The 13,885-nt window shown below is 66.3% G+C and carries 13 protein-coding genes; 8 read left to right on the top strand and 5 right to left on the bottom strand.

The window, feature by feature from the left end:
- Window positions 1–2 precede the first annotated feature (2 nt).
- Both ACQY39_RS01365 and ACQY39_RS01360 read left to right on the top strand, forming a co-directional pair.
- A complete protein-coding gene (locus ACQY39_RS01365; protein WP_428503110.1) occupies window positions 3–1,694 on the top strand; it encodes an alkaline phosphatase family protein in 1,692 nt (563 codons plus the stop codon).
- Between the two features lie 2 nt (window positions 1,695–1,696).
- The gene (locus ACQY39_RS01360; protein WP_428510694.1) at window positions 1,697–3,526 is read left to right on the top strand and encodes an ABC transporter ATP-binding protein; all 1,830 of its coding nucleotides are present in this window, start codon (window positions 1,697–1,699) and stop codon (window positions 3,524–3,526) included.
- Between the two features lie 70 nt (window positions 3,527–3,596).
- Here the strand turns inward: ACQY39_RS01360 and ACQY39_RS01355 are convergent, their stop codons facing one another.
- Both ACQY39_RS01355 and ACQY39_RS01350 read right to left on the bottom strand, forming a co-directional pair.
- Complete coding sequence (locus ACQY39_RS01355; protein ID WP_428503109.1) at window positions 3,597–4,526, bottom strand: diguanylate cyclase; 930 nt, start codon at window positions 4,524–4,526, stop codon at window positions 3,597–3,599.
- A gap of 65 nt (window positions 4,527–4,591) precedes the next feature.
- Entirely contained in the window at window positions 4,592–5,413 is an 822-nt protein-coding gene (locus ACQY39_RS01350; protein WP_428503108.1) for a head GIN domain-containing protein, read from the bottom strand.
- 150 nt (window positions 5,414–5,563) lie between these two features.
- Between ACQY39_RS01350 and ypfJ the strand changes: the two genes are divergently transcribed.
- A complete protein-coding gene (gene ypfJ, locus ACQY39_RS01345; RefSeq protein WP_428503107.1) occupies window positions 5,564–6,466 on the top strand; it encodes a KPN_02809 family neutral zinc metallopeptidase in 903 nt (300 codons plus the stop codon).
- A 19-nt stretch (window positions 6,467–6,485) separates the two neighbouring features.
- Here the strand turns inward: ypfJ and ACQY39_RS01340 are convergent, their stop codons facing one another.
- Window positions 6,486–7,169 carry a substrate-binding periplasmic protein gene (locus ACQY39_RS01340; RefSeq protein ID WP_428503106.1) on the bottom strand — a complete coding sequence of 228 codons (684 nt, stop codon included), beginning with the start codon at window positions 7,167–7,169 and terminating at the stop codon, window positions 6,486–6,488.
- A 450-nt stretch (window positions 7,170–7,619) separates the two neighbouring features.
- Here ACQY39_RS01340 and ACQY39_RS01335 point away from each other — a divergent pair, with 450 nt between their 5' ends.
- The 5 genes from ACQY39_RS01335 (at window position 7,620) to pssA (ending at window position 11,301) form a co-directional block, all read left to right on the top strand.
- Complete coding sequence (locus ACQY39_RS01335; RefSeq protein ID WP_428503105.1) at window positions 7,620–8,216, top strand: hypothetical protein; 597 nt, start codon at window positions 7,620–7,622, stop codon at window positions 8,214–8,216.
- An 80-nt stretch (window positions 8,217–8,296) separates the two neighbouring features.
- The gene (locus ACQY39_RS01330) at window positions 8,297–8,557 is read left to right on the top strand and encodes a hypothetical protein (RefSeq protein WP_428503104.1); all 261 of its coding nucleotides are present in this window, start codon (window positions 8,297–8,299) and stop codon (window positions 8,555–8,557) included.
- Window positions 8,547–9,485, top strand: a complete 939-nt coding sequence (locus tag ACQY39_RS01325) for an HprK-related kinase A (protein ID WP_428503103.1) — start codon at window positions 8,547–8,549, stop codon at window positions 9,483–9,485. Before ACQY39_RS01330 ends, ACQY39_RS01325 begins: the two co-directional genes overlap by 11 nt.
- A 7-nt stretch (window positions 9,486–9,492) precedes the next feature.
- Window positions 9,493–10,590 carry a nucleotidyltransferase domain-containing protein gene (locus ACQY39_RS01320; protein WP_428503102.1) on the top strand — a complete coding sequence of 366 codons (1,098 nt, stop codon included), beginning with the start codon at window positions 9,493–9,495 and terminating at the stop codon, window positions 10,588–10,590.
- Window positions 10,591–10,683: 93 nt separating this feature from the next.
- A complete protein-coding gene (gene pssA, locus ACQY39_RS01315) occupies window positions 10,684–11,301 on the top strand; it encodes a CDP-diacylglycerol--serine O-phosphatidyltransferase (RefSeq protein WP_263517847.1) in 618 nt (205 codons plus the stop codon).
- 15 nt (window positions 11,302–11,316) lie between these two features.
- Here the strand turns inward: pssA and ACQY39_RS01310 are convergent, their stop codons facing one another.
- The gene (locus ACQY39_RS01310) at window positions 11,317–12,288 is read right to left on the bottom strand and encodes a DMT family transporter (RefSeq protein ID WP_428503101.1); all 972 of its coding nucleotides are present in this window, start codon (window positions 12,286–12,288) and stop codon (window positions 11,317–11,319) included.
- A 327-nt stretch (window positions 12,289–12,615) separates the two neighbouring features.
- Window positions 12,616–13,881, bottom strand: coding sequence for a glycolate oxidase subunit GlcF (gene glcF, locus ACQY39_RS01305; RefSeq protein ID WP_428503100.1), 1,266 nt, complete (start codon window positions 13,879–13,881; stop codon window positions 12,616–12,618).
- Window positions 13,882–13,885: the final 4 nt, after the last annotated feature.

Here is a 13,885-nt window from a genome sequence, read left to right as displayed (position 1 = left end):
CCTTGCCCAGACTTCCTCTCGCGGCCCTGGCCCTGAGCATCACCTTGGCCCTGGCCGCTTGTTCGAGCGCGCCCTTGGCCGAGTCCGCCGGTGCGCCCGCCGCGGCAAAGGCCCCGCCCAAGCTGGTCGTGTTCCTGGTGGTGGACGGCCTGCCCATGCGTCAGGTGCTGGCCTACCGGGAGCAGCTGCAGGCCGACGGCTTCAAGCGCTTCCTCGACCAGGGCGCCTGGTTCTCCGATGCCCGTTATGCCCATGGCCACACGGTCACGGCCGCCGGCCACGCCACCATGCTGACCGGCGCCTACCCGCAGCGCACCGGCATCATCAGCAATGAGTGGAACGACGCGCAGACCTTCGCGCCGGTCTACAACACCGGCGACACCGCCTACCAGTACATCGATCACAAAACCGACCCGCTGGCCGGCACCAGCCCGCGCAATCTGCGCGCCGAGACCGTGGGTGATGTGCTGCGCACGCGCCAGCCGGCGTCCAAGGTGATCGGCATCTCGGGCAAGGACCGGGGCGCCATCCTGCCGGCCGGCCACAAGGGCACGGCGTATATGTATATGAGCGAGGACGGACAGTTCGCCTCCAGCACGTACTACATGAGCAGCCACCCGCAGTGGGTGCGCGATTTCAATGCCGCCAAGCCGGCTGACGCCTTCTTCGGCAAGGCCTGGGCGCCGCTCTTGCCCGAGTCGGCCTACGCCGGTTCGGTGCCCGACGGACAGCCTTGGCAGTTCAATGGCGGCAATGGCAACCGCTTGCCGGCGGTTCTGGGCGCCAAGCACGAGAAGCCGGGCCCGCTGTTCTACGGCAACATCCTGCCCTCGCCCTATGGCGATGAGCTGACTCTGGCTTTCGCTCGCGCCGCCATCGAAGGCGAACAGCTGGGCGCCGATGCGCAGACCGACATCCTCTCGGTCAGCCTGTCCAGCCATGATTACGTCAACCATGCCTTCGGCCCCGAGTCGCGCCTCTCGCACGACCATTTCCTGCACCTGGATCGTTACCTGCAGGGCTTTTTCCAGTACCTGGACCAGCGGGTCGGCCGCGCCAACTACCTGGTGATGCTGACGGCTGACCATGGCTTTGCGGATTCGCCGGACTGGGCCAAGACCCAGGGCCGTGACGCCGAGCTGCTCAATCCGGGCCTGGTCATGACGGCGCTCAACGCGGGCCTGGTGCAGAAGTTCGGCGAGGGCCGTTGGGCCGTCAAGTTTTCGGCCGCCGGCGTGCTCTTTGACCACCAGCTGATCGCGGCCCGCGGCCTGGCGCCTGCTGATGTTCATGAAGAAGCCGCCCGCCTGCTGCGCGGTATGAACGGCGTCGTTGCCGCCTTCACGCCCGCACAGCTGCGCAGCGCCGACACGGCCACGCCCTTCCTGGACGCCATGCGCAAGGCCTGGCACCCCGAGGTGTCGGCGCCGGTGCAGTTCGTCATCAAGCCCAACTGGCTGTTCAGCTCCCGCACCGGGGGCAGCTCCCATGGCACGCCGCACCGCTATGACCAGCATGTGCCCATCCTGGGCTGGGGTCCTGCCTGGCTGGGCCGCGGCGAGGTGAAGACGCCGGTGGAGGTGGTGGACATTGCGCCGACCCTGGCCGAGATCCTGCAGGTGCCGGCACCGGCGCAGTCGCAGGGCCGGCTGCTGCCCTTGCCGTTCGCATCGCCCGCAGCTCTGGCTCGCTGATGCTGTTTTCCTGGTTCGAGCGCCGGGTCGACCCCTTCCCGGCTGGCCCGCCGCCGCAGCCGCCGCTGGGCTTCTTCCCCTTCGTCTGGTCGGCGACGCGCGGCATGCGCGGCCTGATCCTGGCCATGACGGTGTTGACCGCCGGCATCGGCGCTTTTGAGGCCCTGCTGTTCGCCATGTTGGGTTCGGTCGTGGACTTTCTCAGCCAGGTGCCGGCCGACCGCTTGTGGGCGCAGGAGAAGGAGCGACTGGCCCTGCTGGCCGGCATCCTGCTGCTCAGCCCGCTGCTGATCGCCTTGCAGGCCTTGAGCAAGTACCAGGGTCTGTCGGCCAATTTCCCGATGCGCCTGCGCTGGAATTTTCACCGCCATCTGCTCGGCCAGAGCATGAGCTTCTTTGCCGATGAGTTTGCCGGCCGGGTGTCGGCCAAGCTGATGCAGACGGCGCTGGCGGTGCGCGACTGCGTGCTGATCGTCACCGACATCCTGGTCTTCATCACCATCTACTTCATCACCATGCTGGGCGTGGTGGGCAGCTTCGATCTGATCCTGGTGCTGCCCTTCCTGGGCTGGCTGCTTTGCTACGGCCTGGCGCTGTACCACTTCGTGCCGCGTCTGGGCCAAGCGGCCAGCGCGCAGGCCGATGCACGCAGCCTGATGACTGGCCGCATCACCGACGCGTACACCAATATCAGCACCGTCAAGCTGTTCTCGCACAGCCAGCGCGAGGCGCAGTTCGCGCGCGGCGCGATGCAGGAGTTCCTCGGCACGGCTTACCGGCAGATGCGCCTGGTCAGCGGTTTCGAGGTGGTCAACCATGTGCTGTCCATGGGCCTGATCGCCAGCACCGCCGGCATGACGCTGTGGCTGTGGACGCGCGGCGAGGTCGGCGTCGGGGCCGTGGCGGCGGCCACGGCCATGGCCCTGCGCCTGAATGGCATCGCCCACTGGATCATGTGGGAGATGTCCAGCCTGTTCGAGCACATTGGCACGGTGCAGGACGGCATCAGCACCCTGGCGCGTGGCGTGACGGTGCGCGACGCGGACGGCGCCCAGCCGCTGCAGGTCAGCCGCGGCGAGATCCGCTTCGAGCAGGTCAGCTTTGCCTACGGCGGCACCAAGCCGGTGCTGAAGGCCCTGGACCTGCAGATCCGCGCCGGCGAGAAGATCGGCCTGGTCGGGCGCTCTGGCGCCGGCAAGTCCACCCTGGTCAATTTGCTGCTGCGTTTCCATGACCTGGAGCAGGGCCGCATCTTGATTGACGGCCAGGACATCGCCGGCGTGACCCAGGACAGCCTGCGCGCTCAGATCGGCATGGTCACCCAGGACACCTCACTGCTGCACCGCTCGGTGCGTGACAACCTGCTCTATGGCCGCCCCGACGCCGACGATGCGCAGATGGTGCAGGCGGCTGAACGGGCCGAGGCCATGGCCTTCATCGCCGGCCTCAGCGACCCGAAAGGCCGCAGCGGTTTTGACGCCCATGTCGGCGAACGCGGCGTCAAGCTCAGCGGCGGCCAACGTCAGCGCGTTGCCATCGCCCGGGTGATGCTGAAGGACGCGCCCATCCTGCTGCTGGACGAGGCGACCAGCGCGCTGGATTCGGAAGTCGAGGCGGCGATCCAGACCAGCCTCTACCGCCTCATGGAAGGCAAGACGGTGGTGGCGATCGCCCACCGCCTGTCCACCATCGCCGCCATGGACCGGCTGATCGTGATGGACGGCGGCGAGATCGTCGAGCAGGGCGACCACGCCAGCCTGCTGGCTCAGGGCGGTTTGTATGCCAGGCTGTGGGCGCACCAGAGCGGCGGCTTCCTGGGCGAATCTGACTGAGCGTCTGGCGCGTGCGCAAACGCCGTCAGCCCGATGCAATCACTGGACGGCGTGCTGCGCAAGGCGCTTTTCAGTCGGCCAGGCAGATCCGGTCGCGCCCTGCGGTCTTGGCTTGGTAGAGGGCGGCGTCGGCTCGGGCCAGCAGGCTGGTCGCGCTCTCGCCCCAGATGGCCTGGGCCAGGCCGATCGAGCAGGTGTAGCCCTGGGAGTCTCGGCTCGCGTCGTCCTCCAGCGGTCGGGCCTTGCGCACCCTGTCCTGCAAGCGCGCCATGATGGCCTGGGCCTGCGGCAGGCCGGTGGCCGGCAGGATCAAGAGAAACTCATCGCCGCCGATGCGGCCGCAGCCGTCCTCGCGGCGGATGCTGGCCTGCAGCTGGCGTGCGAAGTCACAGATCACACGGTCGCCGGCTGCATGGCCGAGGCCGTCGTTGATGGCCTTGAAATGGTCCAGATCCAGCAGCGCGACGCAGAGCGGCCAGGGCTCGCTTCGCACCAGCACGTCTTGCAGCACCTGCATGCCGTGACGCCGGTTGCTCAGTCCTGTGAGGGGGTCGGTGTGGGCCGCCGCCAGGGCGCGCACATGGGCCAGGCGCAGGCTGCGATTGTCCTGGCGCAGGCTGGTGATGTCGCTGGCGACCAGCAACATCCAGCCTTGCGCTTGCGTGGTCTCGGTGACCCAGAGCCAGCGGCCGTCGCAGAGGTCGACCTCAAAGGCCCGGTAGGGCAGCTTGCCGCGCCGGCTGCTGACCGAGGCCAGCCAGGTGTCGATGTCACTGGCTTCAATCAGGGCGCCATGGCCTTGCGCATGGTTGTCGCGCATCATGTCGGCCCAGGTGAGCAAACCATCAGGCTCGACGCAATAGGCCTCGCGGAAGGCCGTGTTGGCGTGGCAGAGCACATCGCGCGCGTCGAACAGGGCCACCAGCAGCGGGCTCTGCTCCTGCAATTCGAGCAGGGTTTCGGCCAGACCCGGGGGCAGCGGCGCGGGGGCAGTGGTCATCAGTGGGCAACTCCGGCGGATGCCCGCATTTTGCTGCATCTGCCGGCCCGGGCGGGCAAAGCGCTTCAGCGCCGGCTGATTTCGCCCGATCCGCTGATGGATTGGCGCAACTGCGGGCGCCCGCCGTAGCTGAGATCGCCAGAGCCGCGCAAGCTGGCGTCCAAAGTCTCGGACACGCCCAGGGCCAGGTCGCCCGAGCCGCTCAGTTCCGCCTTGACCTTGCGGCCGCTGAGCGCACGGGCATCGACATCGCCCGAACCGTTCAGCGTCCAACTCTGGGTGTCGGCGCGGCCGGCCACTTGCAAGTCGCCCGAACCGATCAGGCTGGCCGTCAGCTCCTGCACTTCGAGCTGGCCGACGCGAACATCGCCGGAACCATTGAGGCTGAGGCTCAGGCGCTCGCCCTTGAATCGGTCCAGCTGCAGATCGCCCGAGCCCTCGAGCGCTACGGCCTGTAGGTTCTTGCTCTCGATCCGTATGACAGGGGCTTGGCGGGTACGGAAGCCCGCGTCCTTCTGGATGCGCACGACCAAGGTGTCGCCTTCGACCCGGGTTTCGATCAAGGGCTCGATGTTGTCATCGGCCGCCACCTTGACGCTGTCGCCGCTGGCCTGGCTCAAGCGCACATCGAGGGGTCCCTCCAAGCGCAGCTTGCTGAAGGCGGCGACGCTGCGCTGCTTCTCCACCCAAGCTCCCGAACCCTTGAGGCGCGCGCTGCCGCTGCCGTAGTCCTGGGTGCTGCTGAAGTTCAGGCTCCAGCCGTTTCCTTCCTTCTTGAGGCGCAGGTTCCAATCCTGCTCGTCCTGGCCGTGGCCGGCCAGGGCAGCACTGCAGGCCAAGGTCAGACCGAACAGGGCCAGCAGGGGGGTGTGGCGATTGAGGCGCATGAGCTGTCTCCGTGGGATGCGTGGGCTTGGTGGCCAGTGTCGGCAGGGCCCGGCTGGTGGCCAAGGTTTATGCGACAGACTGCAAGAGGCTCAGGCTAGGATGCAAGCTGACGACTGGCGCGGGGCCGGGCGGGGCAGCGGGAGTGCGCCATGAAATGGGAAGGCCAGCGCGAAAGCGAGAACGTGGAGGACCGTCGGGCTGATGGTGGCGGCGGCAGCGCGGGCCTCGGTGGCCTCGGGGGGCGCATGCCTGGTGGGCGTGGCTTGGGCCTCGGGGGCATCGTGCTGGCGCTGCTGGTGTCCTGGGCTCTGGGCATCAATCCCTTGACGGTCCTGGGGCTCTTGCAAGGTGGTGGCGGCGAGTTGCCGGTCGCTGCTCCGGCCGCGCAGCGCAGCGGGCCGCCGGCTCAGGATGCGGGTGCGCGCTTTGTGCGCACCGTGCTGGCTGACACCGAGGATGTCTGGACGGCCTACTTCGCGCGCGGCCAGCAGCAGTATGAGCAGCCGCATCTGGTTCTGTTCTCGGGCCGGTCCCCCACCGGCTGCGGCACGGGCGAAGCCGCCATGGGCCCGTTCTACTGTCCGGCGGACCGCAAGGTGTACATCGATCTGAGCTTCTACGACACCTTGCGCGAGCGCTTGGGCGCGCCCGGTGATTTTGCCCAGGCCTATGTGATTGCCCACGAGGTGGGTCACCATCTGCAGAATCTGCAGGGAACGACGGCCAAGCTGGATCGTGCTCGTCAGCGCGTCAGTGAGCGAGACTACCGCGCCCTGAGTGTGCGCCTGGAGTTGCAGGCGGATTGCTATTCAGGGGTCTGGGCCTTCCACTCGCAACGCAGCAAGGGCTGGTTGGAGCAGGGCGATATCGAGGAGGCCTTGAATGCGGCGGCGCAGATCGGCGACGACACCTTGCAACGGCGCGCTCAAGGCACGGTGGTGCCCGAAAGCTTCACCCATGGCAGCAGCGAGCAGCGGGTGCGTTGGTTCAAGCGCGGGCTGGAGAGTGGCGATCTGAAGGCCTGCGACAGCTTCAAGGCGGCCGCGCTCTGAGCTGGGCGCTGAGTCGGGCTCAGTCCAGCACCACGAAAGGGTGGCGTGCTGCGATCGCCGCCACCGTGCCGTCGCGCTTCATGCCGTCCCAGGCGCGCAGCAGTTGGAGGTGCAAGCCTTCGCCGCTGCTGCGACTCAGGGCCATGAACAGCGAGTTTTCGGACAGCTTGAGCACCGGCTCGATCTGCTTGTAGTCGTAGCCGAACTGGCCGGTCACGGCCGCGGCCACCGTGCTGTTCAAAGCGACCAGGTCGTCTCGCTGAATGAAAAGCTTGCGCAGCATGGCCGCGTGGTCGGGGCTGCGGTCCAGTTGCTTGCCCAGTTCAAAACCCAGGGCGACCAGGTCACGCTCCGCGGCATCTTCCCGAACCACGGCGATCTTGTAGGCCTTGGCGGCCTCCAGCGTGGTCGGGTTGACCTCGGGTCGTGACTTGAGCCGGTACAGAAACACCCGACGCGCGGCGGTCGGGCCAATCCAGAAAAACGCCGACTCGCGCTCGGCCAGGCGCGCCATGCTGACCACCAGGACGCGCGGCGTGGATTGGGCGCGCTGATAGATCCGTGCCCAGGAATTGAATTCTGCCTTGTAGCCATGGCCCGTGCGCTTGAGCAGCTCTTGCATCAATTCCACGGCGTAGCCTGCCGGCTGCCCCGAGGGGTCCTCGTAGGAAAAGGGCGGCACAGGCTCAAGCAGAACGGTCAAGGGCTCGGCTGGCGCCGCCGAGGCAGGCGGCTGCGCCCACACGGTGGCGGACGACATCAGCGCGATACAGATCAAAAATTGGAAGAACGTACGAGTGCCACTCATCAAGTTCCGCCTCTTAGGCTCTTGCTTCGAAGGGGCGCGATAGGTCATTGAGATGCCCCAAAGCTCTATTGGGCACTCTCAGCCGAGTTTCGCCGAAAGGAACTTTTCACGATCTCGCGATTTTGTGTCCAAAAGTAGCCATGACCCCCCCGGATTGAGGGCTCAGGTGTCATTTGGGGCAGTCACAGAGTCCTCTACCATACGCTTGCTTTGATGGACTTGGCTGCAGGTCAATCGGGCAAGCCGTCTGCGACACTCCAGGTCTCGCGCGACGGACGGGTCGGCAGGTCAGACTGCTGGCCGGCGAGTATTCCGCGAGCACCGCACTGAAACAGAGGCAAGAACGTGAACAACTTCGAAGACAACCAGCCAGTGAGCCAAGCCTCCCCCGAGGCCAGCCCCGTTGCCGGTCCCGTGCCTTCAGGCAGCCGTCGTCGCTTGTTGCGTGGAGGCCTCGCAGCAGCGCCGGCCTTGTTGGCGCTGACTTCGACGCCGGTGCTGGCCTGCAATTGCAAGCTGCCTTCCGGTTTTACGGCTTCGGGCAATTTCAGTCAGACCGGCAGCTACAACTGCGCCGCTCCTGGCCGGAAACCCACAGGCTGGAAGCTTGCGGTTGACGTGCAGACCAACAAGTTTTCCGGTACTGACGTTACCAAATCGACCACGTTTGCCAGCGTTTTTGGCGGCTCGGACAACACCACTTTCTGGTCCCTGTTCTGCCTGTCGAACGCCAACAGTGACAGCCGCGCCTTGGCTGCAGCGGTTTATCTGCAATCCATCGTCAATGGGGGCTACCAGTTCCCGTACATGAGTTTGGTGCAGAAGATGTGGAAAGACACCGAAGGCGCCGGCCGCTTTACCGCCGTGACGGCACCTGTGGTGACTTGGTCGCGTGCCGAGGTGGTGACCTACTTCAAGTACCTCACGGGACTCTCGGTCTGATCGCAAGTCGCTAGTTCCTTGTGAATCAGGATGGCGCCGAATGCGGCCTGAGCTGCAGGTTTTCGCTGCGACCCAAGCAGTTGATCTGGAAGCCTTACGAAGACGGCTGCCTTTTCTTTGACCTGGACAGCGCGGAGACCAAGCTGGTTTCACCCCTGGGCACTTTTTTGCTCGAACAGCTGGCGGCGCATCCTGAAGGCTTGACTGAATTTGACTTGGCACAACGGGTTCATGAGGAAGAGCCTGATGTGGCCGTAGAGAGCTGCCGGGCCGAAGTCCATGAGGCTTTGGACAACTTGCTCGCTGCTGGGCTTCTGACGAGCGGCGACCATGAGAGTTGATCAGCTGACCTTGCCCCAGTTGCGTGAAGCGCTGGAAGGTGACGGCCTTCGCATCGCCACCGGCCCGTTCCATTGTTGCTTGCGATCTGACCTGGGCGAGATCGTTGCCGAAATAGCGCAGAGTTATGCGCACCACCGGCTGCTCGGCCCGGATGAATTCATGGACTTCCACGTGGACGTGACGGCGGGTCGCGGACTGCGGCGCTGGATCCGACCGCAGGCCTTGTTCACGGTCGATGGGGTTGAGCCCTTCACGCCGCTGCCGCGCGACCAAGCCGTGGCCATGATCGAATGGGGCCTGAACTGGTGCATCACGGCCTACAGCAACCATGTGTTGATTCTGCACGCCGCGGCTGTCGCGCGGAATGGTCACACTTTGATACTTCCGGCGCCGCCCGGCTCTGGGAAAAGCACCTTGTGTGCGGCCCTGGTGAATCGCGGCTGGCGCCTTCTGTCCGATGAGCTGGCCATCATCCGCCTGGACACCGGCGCCATGCTGGGCATGGCACGGCCGGTCAATCTGAAGAATGCCTCGATCGATGTGATCCAGCGCTTTGCGCCGCAGGCCCGCTTCACCGCGCCGGTCTATGACACGACCAAGGGCACCGTGGCCTTGATGGCAGCGCCGCAGGCCAGCGTTGAGGCTGTCGATGAGCCGGCTTGGCCGGCCTGGATGGTGCTGCCCCGCTACCGGGCGGGCGCCGCGACCCGGCTCACGCCGATGCCGCGCGGCGAGGCTTTCATGAAGATTGCCGACAATGCGATGAACTATCACATCCTCGCGGCCGAGGGCTTCCGCGCCGTCGGTGAGCTGGTGGACCGTTGCCAGCATTTCAGCTTCGAGTACAGCGATTTGGAAGAAGCCATGCAGGTCTTTGATCAATTGGCTGCATCCACCGCCGGTCGTACCGATGCTCCAGGTGCCTGAATCTGCCATGAGCCTGCTGCGCGACATTCTGCTGGAGCCCGGCCGCATCGTCGGACTGCGGGCCCTCGACTGGGATCTGCTGGTGCGCCAAGCTCGCCATGCCAACTTGCTGGGCCGTCTGTACCGGCGTCTGGAGGCGGCCGAGCTGCTGGCTCAAGTGCCCGAACGGGCACGCAATCACATGCAGTCGGCGGCGGTGATGGCCGAGCGCCAGCACCTGCTGGTTCGACATGAAACCCGCTTTTTGCGCGACACCCTGGCAAAGCAAGGCCTGCCCCTGATTTTGCTCAAGGGCGCGGCCTATGTGGTGGCCGGGCTGCCGGCGGCCCGTGGCCGGGTGTTTGCCGATATGGACATCCTGGTGCCGCGCGAGCGCATCGGCGAGGTCGAGTCGGCGCTGATCTTGACCGGCTGGATTGGCGAGAAGCTCGACGCCTACGACCAGCGCTACTACCGCGAATGGATGCACGAGCTGCCGGCCATGCAGCAGATGCACCGCGGCACGGCGCTCGATGTGCACCACACCATCCTGCCGCCCACGGCCCGGCTCAAGCCCGATGCTCAGTCCCTGATCCGCGACAGCGTCGAGGTGCCCGGCTGGCCTGGCGTGCGCATGCTGCAGCCCACCGATATGGTGCTGCACAGCGCTTGCCATCTGTTCCACGAGGGGGAGTCGGACAATTTGCTGCGTGATCTGAGCGATCTGGACCTGTTGCTTCGCCATTTCTCGGCCGAGCCGCAGTTCTGGGATGCGCTGGTGGCTCGGGCCGCGTTCATGGACTTGCAGGGGCCGCTGCGCCTGGCCTTGCGCTACCTGGCCCAGTGCCTGGCCTGCCCCGTGCCGGACACCGCCTTGCGCGCCCTCAGGGCTGAGCGCAGCCGCGGCCTGGCCGAACATGCGCTGGACTTCATCTACAGCCGCACCCTGCGCCCCCAGCACGCCAGCACCCGCGACTGGGCCACGCCGCTGTGCCGCAAGCTGCTCTACATCCGAGGCCACTGGCTGCGCATGCCGCCGCATCTGCTCTTCGTCCACCTGGTGCGCAAGGCCTGGAAGGGCCCGACGACGGTATCGGCCTCGGTCTTGCAAAAAGACGCGCGCTGACCCGCGCTGAACAGGGGGCGCTCCAGGCCCTGTCCTGTAGCCCATGCCGAGTCTGTCACGGGATGCGCTGCGCCTTCCCTTATGCTTCTGCCCATGAACCGACCCAAACCTTTCGCCATGATCCGCGAGTTCCATCTCGCCGACTGGTTCACCCTGGCCAACGCCTTCGCCGGTATGGGCGCCTTGTTCGCGGTGATGAGCTATTTGCAGACCGGCTCGGTCGTGCACATTTTTTATGCCTGTGCCCTGATTCCGGTGGCCCTGGTCTTTGACGTGCTGGATGGCCGCGTTGCGCGCTGGCGCCAGCAGACCTCGGCCATGGGCCGCGAGCTCGACTCCCTGGCGGACATCATCTCCTTCGGCGTGGCGCCCGCAGCCATTGCCTACGGCTGCGGCATGCAGGGTCTCTATGACCGCATCGTGCTGGTGTTCTTCGTGGCCTGCGGCGTGTCGCGCCTGGCGCGTTTCAACATCACGGCCGAGGCACTCAGCGAAGGTGGCGACAAGGTCAAGTACTTCGAAGGCACGCCCATCCCCACCTCACTGGTGCTCGTGATGGTGCTGGCTGCCGCCGCAGCGCAGGGCGCGATCGGTGATCAGCTGTGGCTGGGTCGTCTGGAGTTGGGTGGCTTCTACCTGCACCCGCTGGTGCTGCTTTATGCGGTGTCGGGCTCGCTGATGGTGAGCCGCATCCGTATTCCCAAGCTTTGACTTAGAGGCCGGCAATCAGGCACTACTGGGCTGCGGTTTGATGCGCAGCGCCAGGATCACGCCGGCGATCAGCAAGGCGATGCCGCTCAAGGTCCACGCCGAGGGCCAGCGCCCGGCCAGCACAAAGGCATAGGCCAGGGCCGCCAGGGTCTCGAAGACGATCAGCTGCCCGACCAAGCTGGTCGGCAGGCGTTGGCTGGCCTCGTTCCAGCACAGGGTGCCGATCCACGATGAGAACAGGCCGATGGCTGCCATCAGCCCCAGATAGGCCATGGGGCGCGGCCCCAGCGGCAGCTCGAAGCCGGCGGGCAGCAGGCCCAGATCGCGCGGCAGCAGCCCCAGCAGCGCAAAGCACAGCAAGGCCATGGGCAGGGTGACCAGGCCCTGAGCCGTGGCCCAAACACGCGGGCTGCGCTCCTGGTGGGCGCGCAACCAGTCGGCATTGCGGATCGGATACCAGGTCCAGCAAGCCACGGCCACCACCGCCAGCGCCGCACCTTGGGCGTAGCGCTGCAGGGCCTCGGGACCGGCTTCCAGGCCGAGGGCCAGCCGCTGCAGTTCGGCATGGTTGACAAAGGCGATGCCGCCGGCGATCAGGGCCAGGGCCGGGCTCAGCTGCAGCCAGGGCAGGCGGCCGTCGCGTCGGTGATCGCGCAGATTGGAGCTGATGGCGATCACCACCGGCAGCGTGCCGATGATGACCGTCGGCAGCGCCGCTCCGGCGCGTTGGATGGCAGCCGCCAAGCACAGGTAGTAGAGAAAATTGCCGATGACGCTGAGCTTGCAGGCCTCCAGCCAGTCGGTGCGGGCCAGCCCCTGCAGGCTGCGCCGGTCGATCAGGGCCAGAGGCAGGGCGATCACGCCAAAGGCCAGGTAGCGACCGGCCACCAACAGGGCCGGCGGGTAGTCCGCCATCAGCAGCGGAGCCACAAAGACCAAGCCCCACATCAGGCCGGCGCCGAGGGCAAACAGCAATCCAGTCCACATGATGACTCGGCTTTCACTGGCCCCGCAGCGGGCCTTCGGTAGGGGGTCGATCAAAAAGAAAAGACCGGGATCCCCCTGGGATACCCGGTCTGTTCGCTTGTGGCTGGCTGGCTCGGCAGAAATATTTGGAGCGCTGTGTCAAAGTGCTTGGCTGCACTCGCTTGTGGCCGGGCTGGCTGGCTGGGAGCTTACTTCGTACAAGGGCTCCACCCTCCTGCATTGAGGAGCTGATTGTGGAAACACTGGTTCCGCAGTGGTCTCGGTACTTGCCCGAGTTTGCGCGCTCTGCGCACATCTCGCGCGCAGCAAGAGCCCGCCGGGCGGTGCTCATGCCAGCGCTTGATCCAGAACTTCGATCCAATGCCGCACCGGTGTGCGCGTGCCGCTCTGCAGATGTTGGATGCAGCCGATATTGGCCGAGACGATGGTGTCGGCATGCAGGGGCGCCAGGGTCTGCAGCTTCTGACCTCGCAGCTGTTTCGATAAAGCCGGCTGCAAGACCGAGTAGGTGCCGGCAGAGCCGCAGCAGAGATGGGCGTCGCAACTGGGCAACTGGACATCAAAGCCCAGCTCGCGCAGCCCGGCCTCGACCTCACCGCGCAGCCGCTGGCCATGCTGCAGCGTGCAGGGCGGGTGGTAGGCCAGCTTGGCGCGTGCCGTGCCGCCGTCCGCTTGAGGGCGAGCTTTGAGGCGTGGTTTGAGCAAGGGCAGCAGCCCGGGCAGCAGTTCGCTCAAGTCCTGGGTGACGGCGCTCACACGGGCCGCCTTGTCGGCATAGGCCGGGTCGTGCGCCAGGGCGCGGCCATAGTCCTTGACCGTGACACCGCAGCCCGAGGCATTCATCACCAGGGCCTCGATCGGGCCGGCTTCGGTCAGGCCCTGCACCAGCGGCCACCAGGCGTCGATATTGCGGCGCATATCGTCCAGGCCGCCGGCATGATCACCGAGATGGCTGCGGATCGCGCCGCAGCAGCCGGCGCTGTCGGCCACCAGGGTCTGGATGCCGGCGGCGTCCAGCACCCGGGCGGTGGCGCTGTTGATATTCGGCGCCATGGCCGGCTGTACGCAGCCCAGCAGCAAGGCCATTTTGCGTGCATGGGAGCGGGTCGGCCAGTCATGGGCCCCGGCGGGCGCGGGGCTAGGCACCTTGTCCTTCAGCACGGCCGGCAGCAGGGGTCGCAGCGCCTGCCCCAGCTTCAGGGCCGGGCCGAAGGCGGGCGAAGTCAGCCCCTCCTTGAGCAGCCAGCGCACGGCTTGCTGGGCACGCGGACGGGCCACCTTGGCTTCGACGATGTCCCGCCCGATCTCCAGCAACTGGGCGTACTGCACGCCCGAAGGGCAGGTGCTCTCACAGCTGCGGCAGCTGAGGCAGCGGTCCAGGTGCAGCTGAGTGGCGGCCGTGGGGGGCGCGCCTTCCAACACCTGCTTGATCAGATAGATGCGGCCGCGCGGGCCATCGAGTTCATCGCCGAGCAGCTGGTAGGTCGGGCAAGTGGCGGTGCAAAAGCCGCAATGCACGCAGTGGCTGAGGATGTCGACCGCAGCCCGGCCCTCGGGTGTGCCCTCAAATTCGGCGGAAAGCGTGGTCTGCATGCGG

This window comes from Roseateles sp., assembly GCF_965262435.1.
Taxonomy (GTDB): domain Bacteria; phylum Pseudomonadota; class Gammaproteobacteria; order Burkholderiales; family Burkholderiaceae_C; genus Paucibacter_A.
Note: the sequence above shows the minus strand (reverse complement) of the source record. Positions and strands in the feature narration are given on the sequence as shown.